This is a genomic window from Cyclobacterium sp. L-R (assembly GCF_056859355.1).
Genome location: NZ_JBSXOH010000060.1, coordinates 134,620 through 155,669, shown reverse-complemented (window position 1 = coordinate 155,669; position 21,050 = coordinate 134,620). Strand labels below are relative to the sequence as shown.

Sequence of the window (21,050 nt, the reverse complement as noted above, 5' to 3'; positions counted from 1 at the left end):
ATGATGGTCCAGATCCTTATTATAAAAGTTGTTCCATCCATTACACTTAATTCTACAAATTAGTTGAATACCATTACATCCCTAATTTCAACCTTTCCGCCCATTAAAAGTGTTGGGCAACCTTCGGAAAGTTTAACAGCATCGGCAAGGTTATCGGCTTTTACAATAATATAACCACCAACGATTTCTTTTACTTCAGCATAGGGTCCATCGCTGACTACTCCGTTGGCATTTACAGTTTGGCCTTCATAGCCCAAGGCATTGGTGCTAACGAATTTTCCTTGTGCAGCAATTCCTCCAATCCAATCCTGCCATTGTTTGATCATTGCTTGCATTTGCTCTGGGGATGGTTGTGGCTGATCAGCTTTCTCATTTCTGAAAATCATCATAAATTCTTTCATAATTTCTATAGTTTTTAATTTATACCTCTATGACGATTGAACTTCATAAGATAGGACATCGCGTGCACTTTTTTTGCGAGTAAATTTTTTTAACACTTGTTTAATGGTCAAGCTAGGTGAGGTAGCTGTTTGATTTTTTTGGGTAATCTATATTCAAAATAATAATTTATGTACACGGAGGTGCTTGTGTTTTCGGGTGTCTAAAATACTAATTATCAATAAGGTATTGTATGGTAAATTTGCTTTTCTAAATAATAATACTCAATTTCTTCATGATTCCTTATCTGAAATTTTCAATCAAGGGGAAAAAAATTGCACCTGAGTAAAAGCGTTTAAGCCGTATAAGAGTAATTATCCTAAAGAAATATAGTTTTAAAATAATACTAGTGATAGAAGAAAAAAGGTTAAACGCACTCAGCTATAAATCGGTTTTTCATTGAATTCAATATGTTAATCCTATAAAGATCATGAAAAAATCTAAATCCAAGGTGAACTTTAAGGAAAATCACCTAGTGGCTGTGCCGGAGTTCAGGAACCTATGCACAAACCTTTATGGGAGGCCATGCTCAACGCTACTAAAGGTGGGAGAGACACAACCTTATTCGATGCGGTCAAATAGTTAGTGAAACGCATTGAATAAGGTTTAAATGATATAAACCTTAAACTGAGTATTTACAGAATAATCGATGAGAGTACGGAAGAATATTATAAAAGCTTGCCTCCCTTTTAAAAGCATTTATAAGCTTCTCTATAGGTTATAGGTAATTGTTCAAAAAAAAATCTACTTATGAAAACGGGGGTTTTTCTATTATTCGCTATTTACTTAATCGTTCCAGCGCTAAATGCACAGACATTTACAGGTAGTTTTGATTTAGTCGTAAACCATTATTATCCTAATGGAAATGAACGTATTGATACGATCTCTTATTTTTTTGGGAAGGATAAAACGGCAATTATCATTTATGGAAAAAGAAGAGACCCTGCCATGCGCATGGTGTTTAGCCCGAAGGATTCTACCATTACGAATCTTTTTGAAATGAATGGAAAGAAAACTGGCTACATCCTGCCTATGGATGAAAAACATTGGCCAGGTATGCAATATGCATTGCGACCATATAATGCAGGGCCTCGGAAAAAACTGAATTTTACTGGAAATGAAACCACATTAGAAGGGTATCACTGTCGTGAGGTTTTAGCTGACAATGGGGAATATTTTGCTACAATCATGCTTGCTGAGGATATAAAATTATCTATGTCAAGTGTGTTTAGTTATCAAAGTGTAGGTGCGGGTAAGTCCCAAGATGAATCGGGTCTATTTGACAAATTTGGTGTTCAAGAGTTGCCATTAGAATTGAATTTAAAAAGCAAAGAGGAGAAAGCAAATGTAATAATTCGAGTGGTTAATTTTAATAAGGCTTTTCCTGATACTATTTTTAGTACCGAGGGCCATTCATTAAGTAAAGTGGAATAATTAATTCCCTTAAAAACCCGAGTTCGCCTTAAGGTCTTTTAAAAAAGACTAAATCAACACTGCCCACCCCTTTTGGGGGCTAATGAAGCGGGAAAGGGTGCGGTAGTCCGGTTCTGCTAGGGATTTTTCAATTTCACAAACTAATTGTATTCCCCATTTGAACCAATTGCATTTTTTATATGGGCCAAATGGTGGTTACAATGCCAGGCATAATTCCCAATGGTTTCTGCCAGATTGAATTTTTCTCCGTGTTCGGGGTGTATAAATTCCAACCTCATTTGTTTATCTGTAAGGCTTTTCAGAAGAATTATCCATTTTTTATGCAGTCCACTTAATAAGCTTAGTGAATATTCGATATTGTCGTCTTGAGAATCAATCAATTCAGCCCACCTGTCTTCATAATAGGGTTTAATTATTGGCTTATCTTCTGTTAGTGCCAGCTTAAATCGAATAAGGCTGTTCATATGGCTGTCACTGCAATGGTGTACCACTTGCTTTACAGTCCAACCACCTGGTCTATACCTCCAGTTGAACTTTTCAATGGGGATATTATGGGTTAGGTTTTCAATCTTAGCTGGGAAATCTTCAATTTCACTAATCCATTTTGTGATTAGATCACTATTAGGGCTTATATTGGGTGTATATTCTCCAATGGGGAATTTGAGTTTTTGGATATTCATGGTGGTTGATTGGCTATAGTGTACAATGATTGTAAAATAAAGAATAGCATTCCGAAAGGTGCATTGGCTTTATTAGTAGACCGCACAAGGTCGCTAGAAAACGAATTTAAAATAAAAATTTGACCCTTCCTACGGCTAAGATGATTGTAGGGATTTCTCAAGATTAAGTGAAAATTTTAAGTGTGATGTGAGTTGAAGGGAGGAAGGGATAGGATTTTTCGACTCATCGGAGAGCCTTGCTTTCGTAGAGAAGTCAGGTTCATTGGGGATTTTGCTGCATAATAGATTGAGGATTGCCTATTTTGGCTTCAAATCCCCAAGGCATATTTTAGGGATAAATAGGAGAAAATGGTTTTTATCTTTATTTTTGGTACAATGACAGATGAAAAAGAAAAACAGCCAAATAATCCTTTGCACGGAATCCGACTAGTGGATGTCTTAGATTATTTGGTACAAAAATACGGTTTTAAGGAATTGGGAGAGCGGATTAAAATTCGCTGCTTTACAAACAATCCAACACTCAAATCTTCTTTGACTTTTTTAAGAAAAACGCCATGGGCAAGGGAAAAGGTAGAGGAGCTTTATATAAAGACTAAGAATAGAGAATCAGAGAACTGATTTTTCCAATGCAGATAAAGGCAATATTGTATTTTTATCACGGGCATTGACCAATTATGGAAAAAATTGCTGGTATAGTGGTCAAATACCATTAAAAATCAGTATACTATAAAAGACTTTTACATTTTTATTAAAAGTGAAGTTCATAATTTTAAACCTAAAATAGATCAATTCATAACAGATGACTATGAAATCACCAAAAAATGAGAATCAGGAGAATTCCAGACGTTCTTTTATTAAGAATGCTGCCATAGCTTCTTCAATTGCGTTCGTTCCCAGACATGTTTTGGGTGGCGTAGGATTTACGGCTCCTAGTGACCAGTTGAATATAGCAGCCATTGGAGCTGGAGGTAAAGGTGCCAGTGACATTAAAAATGCTTCAGTTAACGGTAGAGAGCGAATTATAGCATTGTGTGATGTAGATTTCAACGGATCTGCAAAACGCTCCGTTGAAAACTTCCCTAAAGCGAAGCTTTATGCAGATTTCAGGGAAATGCTGGACAAAGAAAAGGACATTGATGCGGTAACCATATCTACTCCCGATCATGTTCATGGTCCGGCAGCTTCTTATGCCATGCAAAGAGGAGTGCATGTGTATGTGCAAAAGCCAATGACTCATAATATTCAGGAAGCCAGAATGCTTACGCAAATGGCTAGAGATAAGAAAATTGTAACCCAAATGGGAAACCAGGGTGGCTCTAATCCGCTTTTGAACATGGTTCAAGGTTGGATCGATAGTGATAAAATTGGTAAGGTATCTAAAGTACAGGTTTGGACCAACAGACCTGTATGGCCTCAAGGAATTCCTTTTCCTAAACCAGAACCTTCCAAAAAACCAGACAATTTAAACTGGGACCTGTGGTTAGGCCCTGCAGAATACATTCCTTACACCCCAAATCTTCATCCATTCAACTGGAGAGGCTGGTGGGATTATGGAACTGGTGCTTTGGGAGATGTGGGATGTCACTTGATCGATATACCTTTCAGAACATTAGGATTGAAGTATCCAACTGATGCTGAATGTAGTGTAGCCTCTATCTACACAGATATGTGGACAGCAGATTATTACCCAAAAAGTTGTCCACCAGCTTCATTCATTACCCTTCATTTTGATGCTACTACCAAAAGTAGGTCGCCAATAGAAATGACCTGGAGTGATGGAGGTATCAAACCATCTCATCCGGATATTATCCCTGCTGACAGTGATATTGGAGGAAGAGACAGTGCCAATGGTGTATTGATAATCGGAGAAAAAGGAATCATTTCTACCAATATAAATGATAGCTCTCCATTGATGCCTAAGTTGTATTTGAATGATGGAACAACTGACTTTGGTCCTGAAGTTGAAAAATCAGATGAACCAGAATATGGTCACCAACGTAAATGGGTGGATGCTTGTAAAGCAGGATTCAATAGCCCTGAACACAAAGCGTTAACTTCCTCTTTTGACTATGCAGGTCCAATGACTGAAACAGTCTTGATGGGTAACCTTGCCACTAGAAGTTATATGCTTCAAAGAGAAAATAGCGCAGGTAAAGCTGAATTCTTCGGAAGGAAAAAGCTATTGTGGGATGGTGAAAACATGAGAATTACCAACTTAGAAGAAGCCAACCAATTTGTAGGTAGAAATCACAGAGAAGGATTTAAGGTTTGATCCAAGTAACCTTATATAAATATTAAAAAATGCCACCTTTTATTATAAGGTGGCATTTTTTTTAGGCGAAATTTAGCGCTAGTTTTATTTCAAGAATTAAATCCAGGCTTTACCAATGTTAGCCCAAGGTATTTATACAATTCAATACCCAGTAATTTCCTTCAGTAAATGGAAGAACCCTCTTTTCCTATCCGAAGAGATAGACCAATCTACAGGCACACTTTGATAGCCTTCCTCGAAGCCTTCATCTTTCATACGGAAATCAAAATAACCCCATGAAGCATAGGAGGAGACAGAAGCGATCATGTTATTGTAATCTTTGTCAAAATCAAAATGGTCATCCTCATTAAAGAGTATAGGCATTTTATGATAGCCCTTTACAGCTCTGGTTTGGGCTACCATCTCTTCGATTATTTTAGGCTCAGCAACCCCATTTCCATGAATTAAAATAAAGTCAGCGGCTTGAACTACATTGGGTAGGGGAATAAACCTACCACCATAGCTGGTGCTGACATAGTACCTGTATCCATCCCTTTCAATGGATTTAGCTCTTAATATCAGTTCATGAACCCTTTCCGGTTGTAAGATTTTGTGAACATACCTGACATTGCACTCATTATTGATTTCTATGATTACATTTTTATAATTGTGATCATGAAGCCAATTGATGGTAAGGTCTACTGCTTTGATTACAGCCGCCTCGTTCTCAATCCTATGGTCTTGACCAAAATAAAACAACCCCAAAATGGGTACCATCTCAAGTCGATCTGCCTCATCGAGTACTTTCTTTAACCGTGCCATGTAGGCTGGTCTTAACTCCCCCTGGGCAGTAAAAGCTGAGTTGTGCCAAGGCTGGTTTTTGCTGTAGCCTTCAGGGCTTCCACCTTGAAGGTTAATGGTAAAAGAAAGCAGTCCGTGCGCTTTCCAATCAGTCATGTGCTGCACAAATTCTGAGGTGTTTCTATCTGCATCCCATTTACCTGTGTCAGGATATTTCCACCTCTCGGTTGTTTCTGGGTTCAAGTCGTCAAATACGCCTTGCACCATTCGGGCATTCATTAATAGTCCCTCGATTTTCAGCCCCTTCCATTTTTGACCGGCATAGGTAGGCTTTCCATTAATATAAAACTTCTCTCCCTTTATTTTTACCTTAGTTTGAGAATAAGAGTGTGAAAAGGAGAATAAAATAAGCAAACCCATTAAAGTGCGCACTGACTTTCTCCAGTGGAAGATGTTTCCTAGATGGCTCATACTTCATTTGGATCTGGGTGCATAAAAGGCGCTCGGTATTTTCTGGTTAAGAGTCGCGTGGCTTCTTCGTCACCGACAATTACTCTCTTCTGAGGATCATAAGTCAAAGGCCTTCCTAATTTCATAGACATATTGGCCATGATACAGCTGGCGGTAGAAATATGCCCTTCTTCAATATCAGCAACAGGTCTTCCACCCTGTTCAATGGCTTGAATAAAGTTTTTCATGTGGGCCCTAGTAGCTGGTGCAGCTTGAAGTTCAATGTCCTTTTCCTTGAGGTCTTCAGGGTACTTTTCTTTTTCAAAAACCACATCACCCTTTATGATCTCGCCTTTACCTTGTGGAATAAATTCATATTTCATAACGGAGGCTTTTAGGGTGCCTTTGTCTCCATAGATTATATAGGCCCATGGGTATTCTGGGTCTTGAGGTGTTCCCCAGGAGCGATGGTTCCAAACACAATCCAAGTCATCGTAGTGAAAGGTAGCTGTTTGGGTATCTGCAATGGTAGATTTACCCCCTTTTTGAACGTATATGCCACCAGTAGCATATACACTTTTTGGCCAACCCAATCCAAGCGTCCATCGAACCGCATCAAACATATGAACACACATGTCACCAGTGATTCCATTGCTGTATTCCATCATGGTGCGCCACCATCTTCTATGAGGAAGACCGTCAAAAGGCCTCATAGGGCCAGGACCTACCCATAGGTCATAGTCGAAAAAATCAGGTACGGGTTGAATTTCAGGGCTGCCATTGGCTCTCATATGATAATAGCAACACATTTCCGCATGAGAAACTTTACCTAATAACCCTTTATCAACAATGTTCTTTTTCGCTTCAACAAGGTGAGGTGTACTTCTTCTTTGGGTGCCTATTTGTACCACTTTATTGTGTTTTCTGGCTGCAGCTAAAATTGCTTCACCTTCCATTACATCCACACTAATGGGTTTTTGTAGGTATACATGTGCACCGGAGTGGATGGCATCTATTGCATGAAGTGCATGCCAATGATCAGGACTTCCTACCAAAACAATATCAAGCTCATTTTCATCGAGCATTTGCCGGTAGTGCTTGTATTTTTTTGGTGTTTTACCTGACTTTTGTCTCTGACTTATCAGTTTGCCTGCCTCATCTAGTAAATGGGAATCAGGGTCAGCTATACCTATAACATCTATGTCTGCCACTTGGATAAGTCTGAAAAGATCACTTTTCCCATACCATCCAGTGCCAATCAATCCTACTTTGTATTTTTTAGCCTTTGCGGAAAAGGCCATTGATGGCACTCCCACACTGGCCAAGGTGGCAAAAGCGGTGCTTCCTTTGATAAATTTTCTTCGGTCTAACTTTAATGGGTTCATTTATTATATGGAGTTTGTCTACATTAAAGATTCAATATATAAAAATTATCCCTCAGAGAAAGTCTTTCTTTCTTGAATAATGAAATTTTAAAGAAATTTCTTTCAAAGGGGAATTACTTGTGGTAATTTTCAGGAATAACAATATATACCTCAACCAAATCAAATTTTAATGATGCAAAAAGCAACCATTTTTCTATTTTTTGTGATTATATCTTTGCTTTCACAATCAGTGTACAGTCAGGCAAATAGCTCGTTTTTGGATCCTCCTAAGGTGTTTCCGTTTTCAGAGTATGAATCCCGGCATAACTTGGAGAGCCGAAAGTTTTCGGGTATTTCTTCCTTAGCTATTGATGAGAAAAATGGAGGTTTTTATGCAGTCTGGTACGCAGGGATTAGTCCCGATGAAGATGAAAATAACTATGTCGTTCTTTCCTCGAGCTCAGACAAAGGAGAGACTTGGAATGAAATGTTAGTTGTAGATCCCGATGGTGGAGGTATGGTGAGAGCATTTGACCCTGAAGTTTGGGTTGACCCATTGGGTAAGGTGTGGGTGTTTTGGGCACAAGCAGTTGATAAAGACGCGAAAATAGGTGGAGTATGGGCCATTATTGGAGAAAAGTCCGGTGACGGGCCAATTGAATGGGCTGCCCCAAGAAGATTAACGGATGGAGTGATGATGTGTAAACCATTCGTAATGAGCGATGGAAATTGGGTTTTACCGGCATCTACCTGGAGGGAAACTGATAATAGCGCTAAAATGGTAGTCTCAAATGATCAAGGAAAGACCTGGAAGGTACGTGGAGGAGTGCATGTACCCAAAGAATTCAGGTCTTTTGATGAGCATCACTTTATTGAAAGAAATGATGGTAAACTATGGGCACTGTTAAGGACCAAGTATGGGATTGGAGAAAGTTATTCTAGTGATTCTGGGAAGACTTGGTCTGACCTTAAGGAATCCCAATTAGCACATCCTAGTGCTAGATTTTTTATTCGCCGTTTACAATCAGGAAACCTACTATTGGTAAAACATGGACCAATTTCCATCAAAACCAAAAGAAGTCATTTAATGGCATTTATCTCTAAAGATGATGGAGCAACTTGGTCAAGAGGGCTTTTGTTGGATGAAAGGATTAATGTCTCTTATCCTGATGGGCAACAAACTGCTGATGGTACTATTTATATTACCTACGACCGCAATAGAACAATTGACCAACAGCTTTTAATGACCCATTTTAAAGAGGAGGACATTATTAATGAGGCTTACGATGAACAAATGGTGGAAATTTATAATAATAGAAGAATCATCAGTACGAAAAAAGATTAGTTGATTGATGAATACCTTTAAATGGTTTTGGATTGTATTAATTACTATAGCGCTCTTTGAGTCGAGTATAGTATTTGGTCAAGAGCGCTATAGGACAGTCCTTGATGCTCCTTGGGAGCGTCATACCATTGATGATTCTTCATTGGGTTCGGATGGCACTAAATTTTCAGATGTCAATAATGATGGAAAGCTTGATCTGATTACAGGTTGGGAAGAAGGAGGTATATCTCGTATTTATCTGCAGCCTGATAATACCAAAGAAAAGTGGCCATATATAACGTTGCCCTCTCCTGATGTGGAGGATGCTTTTGTTTCAGATCTAAATGGGGATGGTTTTATGGATTTGATCACCTTGTCTGAAGGAGATCACCAGAGGATTACGATTCATTGGGCACCTGCTGATGCAACGGATTATTTAGATGCCCAAAAATGGATTTCTAAAGATATCCCTGTTACAATAGGTAAAACGAAGTGGATGTTTGGACGACCTATTAATTTGGATGGGAAAAATGGTTTGGACCTGGTAGTGGGATCTAAGGATCCAAATGGAACTTTGGGATGGCTGGAAGCACCTGAAAATCCCCTAATAATGGAAGATTGGAAATACCATGAGATCTCTAGCCTAGGTTGGGTAATGTCCATAGAGCTTTTGGACATGAATACTGATGGGGAAGTGGATGTGGTGATTACAGATCGAAAAGGAGATTTGCGAGGTTTGAGATGGCTGGAAAACCCAGGGAGAAATTCTTTAACCAATGCCTGGGAAAATCATTTTTTAGGCATCAGAGATGGGGAACCAATGTTTTTGGATTTCTATGAAGCTGAAAAGAATCAAAAAGAAATTAATTTTATTGTTCCGGTAGTTCAGCATGGATGGGAGCATTTTGTGAAAAACGAAGAGGTATGGGAGAATTACACGCTGCAATTCCCTGACTTTGTAGGGGATAGGGCTAAATCTGTAAAAATTGGAGATATCAATGGTGATGGAATGCTGGATTTGACCGCAACATTTTCAGAATCATTAGGTAAATCCGGAGTAATCGCAATGATTAATTTCCAAACTGATTTTCCTTACTTTATAGATATTAGTGGAAAGGAAGGTGTAAAATATGACTTTATACTTTTGAAAGATTTAGATGGAGATGGAGATTTGGATTTGATTACATCCGAGGAGACTGCAGCGGATGGATCAAAGAAAGGTTTGGGCGTAATTTGGTATGAGAACCCGATCAAATAAAATGTTTACCGTTACTGTTTTTTTTTAAGTAATATAGGCCTGATTATGGGGAAATCGAGTAATACTCCCAATGGTTAGTCTAATATTTACTGAAATATAATAAAACCAAATAACTAATTATAAAATACTGACTGATAATGAGCAAAGAGATATACCTGATTGCCAGTGGCGATTTAAGACTTTCAGCCAATCAAACTTGTTGGCCTGCACAAAAAGAAATGGAAGACAGTCTCCAGAAAGTTTTTGATGACCTGGGAATTAAAGTCATCAGAGCACATAAAATTGATGAAAAAAAAGGTCATGGTTTTATCGATTCCCAAAAAATGGGAATGGAAGTATTTAGAAATATAGATCCCGAGAAACCATTAATCGTAGCAGAGAGTGTATGGCAGTTTTCCCACCATGTATTGGCAGGATTGACTACGCACAAAGGACCTATTTTGACCATTGCCAACTGGAGTGGTCAATGGCCTGGTTTAGTAGGAATGCTTAATCTCAATGGATCCCTAACCAAAGCTGGTGTGCCTTATTCTACGATATGGAGCAAGGATTTTAAAGACAGCTTCTTTTTAAATGGATTTAAAGAATGGTTGGAATCTGGGAAAATTTCTCATGATCTAAGCCATGTAAAAGCCTTTGACCCAAGCAGTATTCCAGCCAAAGCTTTGGAAACAGGAACTTCACTTGCCAATGAATTTAGAAAAAACAAAGCCATAATGGGCGTGTTTGATGAAGGTTGTATGGGCATGTTTAATGCCATTATCCCTGATCATTTGTTGCACAAAACTGGTCTTTTCAAAGAAAGGTTAAGTCAGTCCACTTTGTATGCAGCCATGCGAAATGTTTCTACAGAAGAAGCAGAAGGTGTATTGCAGTGGTTGTTAGACAAGGGTTTAACTTTTAATTGGGGAACCAAACCAGAAACAGAACTTACAAAGGAACAAACCCTTGAGCAATGCAAAATGTATGTGGCTGCACTTAGGTTGGCCAATAAGTTTGGCTGTGACACCATAGGTATTCAATACCAGCAAGGGCTTAACGAACTAACTCCGGCCAGTGATTTGGTAGAGGGTTTGTTAAACAATACAGAAAGACCTCCAGTGCTTGATGAGCAGGGAGATGAAATAATTGCAGGTAAAGCACTCCCTCATTTCAATGAAGTGGATGAATGTGCAGGACTTGACAGTTTGCTAACTTACAAACTTTGGGAAAAACTTGGTTTGGTAGGAGACAATACCCTTCATGATTTAAGGTATGGAGAAAACTTCACAGTAAACGGCAAGGAAGAATTCGTATGGGTTTTCCTTATTTCAGGCGCAGCACCTCCGTCCCATTTTACAGGTGGATTTAAAGGGGCGAGCAGTGACAGGCAACCACCTATGTATTTTCCATTAGGTGGAGGAAGTTTAAAAGGAGTAAGCAAACCTGGCCATATCGTTTGGAGTCGGGTTTTTGTGATGGATGACCAATTGCATTGTGATCTTGGTACAGGAAGGGTCGTAGAACTTCCTGAAGAAGAAACTCAAAGAAGGTGGGAGATGACCACTCCTGAGTGGCCTATTATGCACGGTGTATTGGATGGTGTGAATCGCGATCAGATGATGGCAAGGCACAAGGCAAATCACATTCATGTGGTTTATGCAAATGATAAAGACAGTGCGCTTGAAGCATGCTATGCAAAGGCAGCTGCAATGAATGAATTGGGAATCAAAACGTCACTTTGTGGCCTTTAATATGAAAAAAACCACACTTACAATACTTGCATTAACAGCTGGACTAATGCTGAATTCCTGCGGAGGAAGCAATGAAAAAAAGGCTGAAGTCCAAGAAGATGTTCAATTGGAACCTAATGACATCACTGGAAATTATCATCTTCCGGAAAAACAAAAAGTAGGAGAAGGTTCATTGGTACACGCTGAACTTATTTATCCATTGGATGATAGACCGACACCACAGGTGCACGCTTCTACATTGGTGGAAACTCCATCAGGAATAGTAGCGGCTTTCTTTTCAGGAACACATGAAAAAAACCCTGATGTAGGAATTAGGGTTACTCATTTGGAGAATGGAAAATGGACAAGACCTGTAGAAGTAGCAAATGGGGTTCAAAATGCAAATTTGAGGTATCCCACTTGGAATCCAGTATTGTTTCAGCCTAAGGATGGTCCTTTAATGCTATTTTATAAAGTAGGTCCTGACCCTAGAACTTGGTGGGGCATGTTGATCACCTCGGATGATGATGGTAAAACTTGGTCTGAGCCTAGAAAGCTTGGGGAAGATCCAGCCATTGGTCCTCTTTTAGGCCCAGTAAAAAACAAGGCTGTTCAACTTGAAGATGGAACTATAATCGCTCCAACAAGTACAGAGTTTATAAAAGATGAGGACACCTTCTGGATGGTTCATTTTGAAATCAGTAAAGACAATGGGAAGACTTGGGAGGTTGTTGGACCTATTAATGATGGCGTTGAGTTTGATGCGATTCAGCCTAGTATATTGTTTCACAAAGATGGATCGCTACAGATTTTATGCCGTACTCGTCAGGATGTGATTTCAGAAAGTTGGTCTACTGACAACGGACAAACCTGGTCTCCGATGAAGGCCACTACACTGCCAAATCCTAATTCGGGTACAGATGCCGTGACTTTAGCTGATGGAAGACAACTTTTGATCTATAACCATAGTACCAAAGAAGGAAAAGAGCCTAAAGGAAGAAATATGCTGAATTTGGCCATTTCTGATGATGGAAAAAACTGGACACCGTTTATGACTCTTGAAAACGAGCCCAACGAATCAGGTTATAGCTATCCAGCCATTATACAAAGTAAGGATGGAATGGTACACATGACTTATACTTACGATAGAAAGACGGTTAAATATGTGGTTGTAGATCCCAGTAAAATTTAATACAGACATATAATACTAGACTGTTGCAGGTATTATTTCAATACCCAATTACATACATAATTTAAGAAATGCATAGAGATTTGAAAAAAGAGCCATTGAGAGGGGTAATTCCTCCGATGGCTACCCTTTTGCTGGACGATAATCAGCTAGATAAAGAAGGAACTGCCCAACTAATAGAGCATCTTATAGCTGGTGGAGTTCATGGTATTTTTATTCTTGGTACTACCGGGGAGTGTACCAACATTTCTTACCAATTAAGGAGAGAGCTAATAACCTTGTCTTGTGAGAAAGTAAATGGAAGAGTTCCCGTATTGGTTGGGATTACGGATACTTCTCTAGAAGAGAGTCTGGCTTTAAGCCGTTTGTCAAAAGAAGCAGGCGCTGCAGCAGTAGTAGCAGCTCCACCTTATTATTATGGCTTAGGAGAAAGTGAGTTAATAACTTATTTCAATAAGCTTGCCGATTCCTTACCGCTTCCATTGTACTTGTACAATATGCCCTCGCATACCAAAACAATGATGACGCAAAAAGCTGTTTTGGAATTGTCCAAACACCCTAATGTTTATGGGCTTAAGGACAGTTCAGGACAAGCTGTGTTTTTCAATGCCATGATTTATGCTTTCAGGAATAGACCTGATTTCACCTTACTTGTTGGACCTGAAGAAATGATGGCTTCCACAGTTTTGATGGGTGGAAATGGTGGCGTAAGTGGTGGGGCCAATGTCTTCCCGAAACTTTTTGTAGACCTGTATAATGCTGCTGACAAAGGAGATTTAAAAGAGGTTGCAAGACTTCAGGAAATGGTGATGGAATTGGCCGATGAAATTTATGCCATGGGCTCTTATGGTTCTAGTTTCCTTAAAGGATTAAAGGCTTCCATGTCTATCATAGGAATAGGCAGTGGCTACCTGGCTACACCGCTATCAGCATTCGATAAAGATCAAATTGAAGTAATTAAGAAGAAATTGACTGGGCTCGCAGCCTATAAACAGTACATATAACCCCATTTATGCCATAGCTTTTAAAATCCGTAGTGAAGCTAATATAGATGCCGTCAATTGTTGTAGGTTTAACTCTTCCACTTAGTCTGATTTTTATTTAGTCACTTGGAATTAAGAATGCTATGGCATAATCAGTTTAAAAGCCTGAAATAATCATTTAAAAAGTAAAAAGAATGGATTTATCCCTTATTGATTTAGTTGTATTTTTATCCTATATGTTGGCTATAATCCTTTTTGGAGCCTCCTTTTATTTCAAAAAGCGGTCTGCAGACGATTATATCACAGGAGGAGGCCGATTGCCTTCCTGGGCCATAGGGATGTCCATTTTTGCGACTTTTGTGAGTAGTATCAGCTTTTTAGCACTTCCTGGGAATGCCTATTTGTCCAATTGGAGTGGATTTGTGTTTAGCCTTTCCATTCCAATAGCAGCAATTTTAGCAGTCAAGTTTTTTGTTCCTCTTTATAGGGGAATAAAAAATCCTTCGGCCTATTATTACCTTGAAACTAAGTTTGGGCCATGGGCTAGGACCTATGCTTCTATTTGTTACTTGTTGACCCAATTGGCAAGAATGGGCGCCATAATGTACTTATTGGCTTTGCCAATGAATGTCATGTTTGGTTGGAGTATACCTGTCATCATCATCATTACAGGGGTCAGTGTACTTATTTATTCGATTATGGGTGGATTTGAGGCTGTGATCTGGACAGATGCCATTCAGGGGATAGTGCTTATAACAGGTGCCTTGGCTTGTTTGTTGATCATTATGTTCTCTATGCCAGAGGGGCCTGGACAAGTATTCACTATAGGAGCTGAGCATGATAAGTTTAGCTTGGGTAGTATGGGTTTTAGCTTGTCTGAGAGTACTTTCTGGGTGATATTGATTTATGGACTATTTATAAATTTACAGAATTTTGGTGTTGATCAAAATTACGTACAACGTTACCTTAGTGCCAAATCAGATAAGGAAGCCGTAAAGTCAACCTTGTTGGGGAGTCTTTTATATGTACCTGTATCATTATTGTTTTTCTTTATTGGGACAGCACTTTTTGCTTACTACCAGGCGATGCCAGAGTTATTGCCAGAGGCATTTAGCGGGAAAGATCAGGCCGACAAGGTTTTCCCTTATTTTATAGTAAGTGGTTTGCCTGTTGGGATGACAGGATTGCTTATCGCTTCGATTTTTGCGGCAGGTATGAGTACTATTTCTACAAGTATAAATAGTTCTGCTACTATTATACTTACTGATCATTATAAGAAATACATTTCACCAGAGGTAGGCGGAAAAGCTGAAATGAGAGTTTTGCTTTTCTCTTCATTTGTAATGGGGCTATTGGCTATTGTAGTGGCCATTGCATTCAATGGTGTGCAAAGTGCATTGGATGCTTGGTGGGCCTTGTCAGCAATATTTAGTGGAGGTATTCTTGGTTTGTTTTTACTTGGATTTATAGGTAAAAATATCAAACAAAAATACGCTGCTATAGGAGTAGCCTTAGGTGTCCTAGTAATAGGCTGGATGAGTTTGTCTCCTGTCTTACTAGAGGAAGGCATGAAGTTTAGAAGTACTTTTCACGCCAATTTGACAATTGTATTTGGTACTGTCGTCATCTTTTTGGTTGGCTTTCTATTCTCTGCTATCGCCAATAGAAAAAGCTAATCACTGCTAATTATAATATTATCAGACTTTAATGTGGATTTACTCTTTTTGAATTCCTCTTGAAGAGTAAATCAGCATGCTGATAATGATTAACAAAATAAATAAAACAGCGTATTCAAATTGTAACCAAATATCAGATCGAGCTTTGATTCGATAACTAAGATTGGTCAGTTTTTGGCCTTCTAATAATTGAATTTTGGACAGTTCTCTAAGATCATTGAATACACGCTCAAAATCCGAATTGAATCTTTGAACACTGGTTTCGTAATTTTTTTGCGTAGCCACCTGATCACTGAAATAACTCTGTATTTCTAACTTTTCTGAGACCAAATGTTTGAAATCATTTAGATATTTTTCTTCCTTGGGAGTGAGATAGGTGCGTTCAAAGCCTGAGATAATCGCAAGGATTTGCTCATGATAGTCCACTACCTGGTTTTTCACTGATAAATATTGCTCTATAGATTCAGTATTGGCAACCAATAAGCGCATTCTAAAGAGAAGCTCTGTGATATTAAAAATATAGTCTTGAACCACCAACCTGTCTTCATAAACTGTCACAAAGGATGCTTCTAACTCATCTACATTGCTTTTGTCAACCAGACTTTTAGCGAAAATGAGAAATAAAACAAGAATTAAGGCAATGGCGATTTTTGTCTTGAACGCAAAGAAGGTTTTTCCTGTCATATTTCCTTAACTAAAGATTTATATATAATTAACCGGTTTTATAGGTTTGTTTTTAAATGATTAGGTACGTGTACCGTCTTAATTAAATCAATGTATTAAATAAGTAATTAATTTCTGATTTATCAATGAAAGAGAATAATATTTCTATCCCTTAGATGTAGGCAGAAGGTAATGTGAAAGTGAAATTAGTACCTACACCTTTCTCACTATATACCTTCACTTCACCTCCATTTTTCGAGATAAAATCTTTGGTAAGTTTCAAACCTAAACCAGTTCCTTTCTCTCCCTCCGTTCCATATTGGGGCTTTCCTCCCAGTTCTTTTGAAAAAAGATTGTTTAATGCCTCTTTAGACATGCCAATGCCATTGTCTTTAATAGAAATTTCCCAAAAATCATTGCCATGTTTTTTACTTGAAATTACTATTTTACCTCCTTTGTTCGTAAATTTCAAGGCATTGTTCATAATGTTTCTTATAACAAGGTTTATTTGATCCTTGTCAGCAAAGCAAATGGTGTTCTCCTCTAATTCATCAATGATTTCTATCTTTTTACTCTCAGAAATGCGTTCGTTTAAATCGATGTTCTCTTCTACAATTTTATGAAGGGAAATGGCAACAGGTTCTGTCACAATTCCTTTCATTTGTCCTTTGGCCCAGTTAAGTAAATTGATAAGGGTAAAATGAACTTGTTCTACCTCATTCCGCAGTTGTTTTGCAACTGTCAAAAACTCGTTTTGACTTAACTTTTCATCCATCACATATTGCATTAGCCCTTTTAAGCTGTTAATAGGGCTTTTTAGGTCGTGACCTACAATGCTGAAGAGCTTGTCTTTTGTCTCATTTACTAAGAAAAGTTGGTTGGTTATTTGCTCGTTTTCATTTTTTTGTTGCAGTAGCTTTTTATTTAATATTTCGAATTCATTCTTCTGACGAGTGACAAAAGCTTTGGCTTTTATTTGTGATTTTATTGATCTTATAGCTAGTATGAAAGCGATTAACAATATTACAAGAATGATAGTAACTCCAATTCGGAAATTTTTCTCCATCCTCTTATCATTTAGAAGTTCCTTTTCTTTTTGGATTTGAAGGTACTCAGCTTCCTTTTTGTCAAATTCATATTTTTCACTAATCTCTTGAATTAGTTTCTCAGTTTCCAGATTTACGATACTGTCTTGGTAAGCTTTATGTAATTTGAAATGATAGAGCGCCTGAGTGTTATTGTTCTCCATCTCATAAACTTGGCTAAGCAGGAGATGACTTTTGTTGATATTGCTCTTGATATCGCTTTCCACAAAAATGGTTAAGCTTTTCTGAATATTTTCTTTGGCCTGTCTTAGCCTTTTTAAATTCATTTGTGCTTCACCAATACCAAGTAAATCATATCCTATGCCTACCTCATCGCCTCTTTCTTTATCGATAAGGAGCGCTTTTTCAAAATAGGCCAAGGCCTCATTATATTCTTCTTCAATTAATAAAATTTCAGCGATATTGAAATAGCTTACAGATATTAGTTGCCTGTTGTTTATTCTTAAACCTAACTTCAAAGCTGCATTGAATTGCTTTTTGGCTTCATCTAAGTCGCCTTTTTCTTTATTTATAAGGGCTATATTAATTCTTGAGGAGGCAATTCCTGTATTGTCTTTAAATTCTTCCCTAATTTTTAAGGCTCGGGAATGATAGTCCAAAGCCTTGTCCAAATCACCAAAATCCATAAAAACCAAACCTAGGTTATTCAAAGTTTTACTTTGTTCCAATTTGGATAAGTGTTCTTCTTTAATCCCCAGGGCTTTTAAATAATAGATGACAGCATCGGAGTAATTGCCTCTTTCGTAATTGTTAAGCCCTATGCTATTGTAAATATTGGCCAATCCCAACCAATATTGGTTTTTCTCAGCTATAGACAAGCCCTCTTCGAAATAATTCATGGCCTGATCGTACTCTCCCTTAACATTGTGGTAAGCGCCGATATTTCTATAGGCATCAACCTTTCCTATGGCATAGCCTATTTGTTCGCTTGCCTTCAAGCTTTTCATTGCCAGTAAAAAGGTGCTATCCGGATTTATATTGTAGTAGCGTTCACCTAGGCGGTTCAATTGGTCTATATATTCAAAATTAGGAGTGAAATTCTCGTAATTTTCGATGGCTTGTATTTGATCTATTTGGCTGCGGAGTGTTTCGGTCTGAGCAAATATGGAATGCGTTGCAAATACTACTGAAAATGCGACAGAAGTAGTGAAAAAAAATTTTAAATTTAAAAGCGCAGTCAATGGTATTTCTGTTTTTTTAGTAGTAAGCGAATTCCTGTTTTTATCAATCCATCTTGTACAATCGATAGATATTTTGATTTGCAAGTTTTCAGATACCTTGAATTGACAAGGTCAAATAATTCCCATTGTACTTTTGTTAGGGATTTAACTACTATTAGTGGTATTTAGTTTGTTATTTCCCTAGAATACGATGTAATCAATGAAAGGTGCCATCGTTTATTCTTTTTGGCACAAAACTATTTCATGCTTTTAATAGATAGAAAGCATTATCAATTTGACTTTTCTAAGTGCAGTCATCTCCTGATTATAAGTCAAAAATCACTACTGTTGGTTAGGGAGCTATTTTTTGACCTATCGGATTAATGACAAAGTTATTGCTAAAATATTAATTTTTATATATTAATTAGCCAATTTTAGAGTTATAGTAACATTAATTTCTATAAATTATTTAATCTACTTAAATTAGTTCTTTAAATTGTTGTCTGTTAGGTTATTGTGTTTTTTATTTTCTTACACTTGCTTTTATTAGGTACTTCTGTTTAAAAAAACAAATATTTCTGATAGGTGGATAAAGGCATTTCGATTGATATTAGCCTTTTATTTTTTTGAATAAAAGTAATCTCTTAATAAGGTAAAGAAATGTTAATAGGGGTATAAAATCGCTTTTAAACTGAGTCTTAAAATGATAATCCTAATTCTGAACTTTGACTTTCCTTTATTATGGATTTTAATAATAAGCTATTTTAAAAAAAATAATAAAGATAGGTTAGTGAGTAAATTTTTAAATGCTTGAAATTTATTTTTAGCTTTAAGGTTCAAAATTGAATTTACAAATACAATGAAAAATACCAACCCAACCTCAACTGAAGCATGGAAAATGCTTTCCGATGCTACAGCAAAATCAATTGAATTAAAATCCTTATTCGGAAAAGACCCTCAGCGCTTCCAGAAATTCAGTGTCCGCTTCAATGATATTTTACTTGATTATTCCAAAAACCGAATAGATGAGGAAATTCTTTCTTCCCTTTTCGATTTGGCAAATCAGACCAACCTCAGTGAAGCGATTGAGGATATGTTTGAAGGCAAGGCCATTAATGGCACTGAAGGACGGTCAGTTCTTCATACTGCATTGAGGAACAGATCCAATGATCCCGTTTATGTAGAAGGAAAGGATGTAATGCCAGAGGTCAATGAGGTGTTGGATAAAATGAAGGTTTTCTCTGAGAAGGTCTCCAATGGAGAATGGAAAGGTTATACTGGTAAACCAATAGAATCCCTTGTCAATATTGGTATTGGAGGGAGCGATCTTGGTCCTGTAATGGTGACAGAAGCATTGAAACCTTATCAGCATTCGCATATTAAAACGCATTTTGTTTCTAATGTAGACGGTTCCCATATCACAGAGGTATTAAAACAGGTAAACCCTGAAACTACTTTGTTTTTTATTGCCTCTAAAACCTTTACAACACAAGAAACAATGACCAATGCGCACACCGCAAGAAGTTGGTTTTTAGAGCATGCCGAAAATGAGTCGGATGTAGCCAAACATTTCATCGCACTTTCTACTAATGGAAAGGCGGTTAGTGAGTTTGGTATAGACCTTGACAATATGTTTGAATTCTGGGATTGGGTAGGAGGAAGGTATTCCTTATGGTCCGCAATTGGCTTGACCATTGCTTGCGCTGTGGGCTTTGATAATTTCAGAAAACTCTTAGAGGGAGCTCATGACATGGACAAACATTTCAGAACAGAGTCGTTTGATAAAAACCTTCCTGTACTACTCGCATTAATTGGAATTTGGAACACCAACTTTCTTGGTGCTGCTTCAGAGACCATATTGCCCTATGATCAATACATGCATCGCTTTCCAGCCTATTTTCAACAAGGAAACATGGAAAGTAATGGCAAATATACAGATAGAGAAGGCAACAAAGTAAACTATTCAACAGGCCCTGTAATTTGGGGTGAGCCGGGAACCAATGGACAACATGCTTTTTACCAATTAATTCATCAGGGTACGCAGTTAATACCTTGCGATTTTATCGCACCTGCTCAAACGCATAACCCGGTGAGTGACCATCATGCCAAGCTAATGTCAAACTTTTTTGCGCAGACAGAAGCTTTAATGAATGGTAAATCTCTTGAAGAGGTTAAAGAAGAGATGAAAAAAGAAGGTAAATCTCCTGAGACAATTGAAAAGATTGCACCACACAGGGTTTTTGAAGGGAATAGGCCTACCAATTCCATTTTGGTTAAGAAAATAAACCCTTCCACTCTAGGCGCTTTAATTGCCATGTACGAACATAAAATATTTGTTCAAGGTGTGATTTGGAATATTTTCAGTTTCGACCAATGGGGAGTTGAGTTAGGTAAAGTTCTTGCGAAATCAATACTTCCTGAATTGAAATCTGATGAAGAGGTAAGCTCGCATGACTCTTCTACCAATGGGTTGATCAATGCATTTAAAGATTTCAGAAAAGCATAAGCTGATTCAGTCAATATTCACTCAATTGACTGTTTAGAAGAAAAAAAACCTGTAC

General features: G+C 37.8%; 16 protein-coding genes. 10 read left to right on the top strand and 6 right to left on the bottom strand.

Annotation, left to right across the window (positions count from 1 at the left end):
• Positions 1–59: 59 nt before the first annotated feature.
• Complete coding sequence (locus tag AC13EX_RS08470; protein ID WP_482892322.1) at positions 60–401, bottom strand: YciI family protein; 342 nt, start codon at positions 399–401, stop codon at positions 60–62.
• A gap of 787 nt (positions 402–1,188) precedes the next feature.
• Here AC13EX_RS08470 and AC13EX_RS08465 point away from each other — a divergent pair.
• Complete coding sequence (locus tag AC13EX_RS08465) at positions 1,189–1,872, top strand: hypothetical protein (protein ID WP_482892321.1); 684 nt, start codon at positions 1,189–1,191, stop codon at positions 1,870–1,872.
• A 140-nt stretch (positions 1,873–2,012) separates the two neighbouring features.
• On the opposite strand, the gene AC13EX_RS08460 is transcribed toward AC13EX_RS08465, so the two are convergent.
• On the bottom strand, positions 2,013–2,552 hold the full coding sequence (locus AC13EX_RS08460) for a YfiT family bacillithiol transferase (RefSeq protein WP_482892320.1): 540 nt from the start codon (positions 2,550–2,552) through the stop codon (positions 2,013–2,015).
• 348 nt (positions 2,553–2,900) lie between these two features.
• Between AC13EX_RS08460 and AC13EX_RS08455 the strand changes: the two genes are divergently transcribed.
• Positions 2,901–3,170, top strand: coding sequence for a VF530 family protein (locus tag AC13EX_RS08455; RefSeq protein ID WP_482892319.1), 270 nt, complete (start codon positions 2,901–2,903; stop codon positions 3,168–3,170).
• A gap of 187 nt (positions 3,171–3,357) precedes the next feature.
• On the top strand, positions 3,358–4,824 hold the full coding sequence (locus tag AC13EX_RS08450; protein ID WP_048640279.1) for a Gfo/Idh/MocA family protein: 1,467 nt from the start codon (positions 3,358–3,360) through the stop codon (positions 4,822–4,824).
• 141 nt (positions 4,825–4,965) lie between these two features.
• Here AC13EX_RS08450 and AC13EX_RS08445 read toward each other — a convergent pair whose 3' ends face one another.
• Both AC13EX_RS08445 and AC13EX_RS08440 read right to left on the bottom strand, forming a co-directional pair.
• Entirely contained in the window at positions 4,966–6,075 is a 1,110-nt protein-coding gene (locus tag AC13EX_RS08445; RefSeq protein WP_482892318.1) for a hypothetical protein, read from the bottom strand.
• Positions 6,072–7,439, bottom strand: a complete 1,368-nt coding sequence (locus AC13EX_RS08440; protein ID WP_482892317.1) for a Gfo/Idh/MocA family protein — start codon at positions 7,437–7,439, stop codon at positions 6,072–6,074. Before AC13EX_RS08440 ends, AC13EX_RS08445 begins: the two co-directional genes overlap by 4 nt.
• A gap of 169 nt (positions 7,440–7,608) precedes the next feature.
• Between AC13EX_RS08440 and AC13EX_RS08435 the strand changes: the two genes are divergently transcribed.
• From AC13EX_RS08435 to AC13EX_RS08410, 6 genes are all read left to right on the top strand, one after another.
• Positions 7,609–8,763 carry a sialidase family protein gene (locus AC13EX_RS08435; protein WP_482892316.1) on the top strand — a complete coding sequence of 385 codons (1,155 nt, stop codon included), beginning with the start codon at positions 7,609–7,611 and terminating at the stop codon, positions 8,761–8,763.
• A gap of 7 nt (positions 8,764–8,770) precedes the next feature.
• Positions 8,771–10,000: an FG-GAP repeat domain-containing protein gene (locus AC13EX_RS08430; protein WP_482892315.1), complete on the top strand. Its 1,230-nt coding sequence runs from the start codon at positions 8,771–8,773 to the stop codon at positions 9,998–10,000.
• 137 nt (positions 10,001–10,137) lie between these two features.
• A complete protein-coding gene (locus tag AC13EX_RS08425) occupies positions 10,138–11,733 on the top strand; it encodes a fucose isomerase (protein WP_482892314.1) in 1,596 nt (531 codons plus the stop codon).
• A gap of 1 nt (position 11,734) precedes the next feature.
• Positions 11,735–12,904 carry a sialidase family protein gene (locus AC13EX_RS08420; RefSeq protein ID WP_482892313.1) on the top strand — a complete coding sequence of 390 codons (1,170 nt, stop codon included), beginning with the start codon at positions 11,735–11,737 and terminating at the stop codon, positions 12,902–12,904.
• Between the two features lie 68 nt (positions 12,905–12,972).
• Entirely contained in the window at positions 12,973–13,905 is a 933-nt protein-coding gene (locus AC13EX_RS08415; RefSeq protein ID WP_482892312.1) for a dihydrodipicolinate synthase family protein, read from the top strand.
• A gap of 173 nt (positions 13,906–14,078) precedes the next feature.
• The gene (locus AC13EX_RS08410; RefSeq protein WP_482892311.1) at positions 14,079–15,560 is read left to right on the top strand and encodes a sodium:solute symporter family protein; all 1,482 of its coding nucleotides are present in this window, start codon (positions 14,079–14,081) and stop codon (positions 15,558–15,560) included.
• A gap of 39 nt (positions 15,561–15,599) precedes the next feature.
• Here AC13EX_RS08410 and AC13EX_RS08405 read toward each other — a convergent pair whose 3' ends face one another.
• Positions 15,600–16,244: an MCP four helix bundle domain-containing protein gene (locus AC13EX_RS08405; protein ID WP_048640272.1), complete on the bottom strand. Its 645-nt coding sequence runs from the start codon at positions 16,242–16,244 to the stop codon at positions 15,600–15,602.
• Between the two features lie 151 nt (positions 16,245–16,395).
• Entirely contained in the window at positions 16,396–18,594 is a 2,199-nt protein-coding gene (locus AC13EX_RS08400; RefSeq protein ID WP_482892310.1) for an ATP-binding protein, read from the bottom strand.
• Positions 18,595–19,348: 754 nt separating this feature from the next.
• Here AC13EX_RS08400 and pgi point away from each other — a divergent pair.
• The gene (pgi, locus tag AC13EX_RS08395) at positions 19,349–20,995 is read left to right on the top strand and encodes a glucose-6-phosphate isomerase (RefSeq protein WP_482892309.1); all 1,647 of its coding nucleotides are present in this window, start codon (positions 19,349–19,351) and stop codon (positions 20,993–20,995) included.
• Positions 20,996–21,050 lie beyond the last annotated feature (55 nt).

Coding starts and splice junctions, on each gene's coding strand:
- AC13EX_RS08470 (WP_482892322.1), bottom strand. CDS start 401: ATGAAAGAATTTATGATGATTTTCAGAAATGAGAAAGCTGATCAGCCA.
- AC13EX_RS08465 (WP_482892321.1), top strand. CDS start 1,189: ATGAAAACGGGGGTTTTTCTATTATTCGCTATTTACTTAATCGTTCCA.
- AC13EX_RS08460 (WP_482892320.1), bottom strand. CDS start 2,552: ATGAATATCCAAAAACTCAAATTCCCCATTGGAGAATATACACCCAAT.
- AC13EX_RS08455 (WP_482892319.1), top strand. CDS start 2,901: ATGGTTTTTATCTTTATTTTTGGTACAATGACAGATGAAAAAGAAAAA.
- AC13EX_RS08450 (WP_048640279.1), top strand. CDS start 3,358: ATGAAATCACCAAAAAATGAGAATCAGGAGAATTCCAGACGTTCTTTT.
- AC13EX_RS08445 (WP_482892318.1), bottom strand. CDS start 6,075: ATGAGCCATCTAGGAAACATCTTCCACTGGAGAAAGTCAGTGCGCACT.
- AC13EX_RS08440 (WP_482892317.1), bottom strand. CDS start 7,439: ATGAACCCATTAAAGTTAGACCGAAGAAAATTTATCAAAGGAAGCACC.
- AC13EX_RS08435 (WP_482892316.1), top strand. CDS start 7,609: ATGATGCAAAAAGCAACCATTTTTCTATTTTTTGTGATTATATCTTTG.
- AC13EX_RS08430 (WP_482892315.1), top strand. CDS start 8,771: ATGAATACCTTTAAATGGTTTTGGATTGTATTAATTACTATAGCGCTC.
- AC13EX_RS08425 (WP_482892314.1), top strand. CDS start 10,138: ATGAGCAAAGAGATATACCTGATTGCCAGTGGCGATTTAAGACTTTCA.
- AC13EX_RS08420 (WP_482892313.1), top strand. CDS start 11,735: ATGAAAAAAACCACACTTACAATACTTGCATTAACAGCTGGACTAATG.
- AC13EX_RS08415 (WP_482892312.1), top strand. CDS start 12,973: ATGCATAGAGATTTGAAAAAAGAGCCATTGAGAGGGGTAATTCCTCCG.
- AC13EX_RS08410 (WP_482892311.1), top strand. CDS start 14,079: ATGGATTTATCCCTTATTGATTTAGTTGTATTTTTATCCTATATGTTG.
- AC13EX_RS08405 (WP_048640272.1), bottom strand. CDS start 16,244: ATGACAGGAAAAACCTTCTTTGCGTTCAAGACAAAAATCGCCATTGCC.
- pgi (WP_482892309.1), top strand. CDS start 19,349: ATGAAAAATACCAACCCAACCTCAACTGAAGCATGGAAAATGCTTTCC.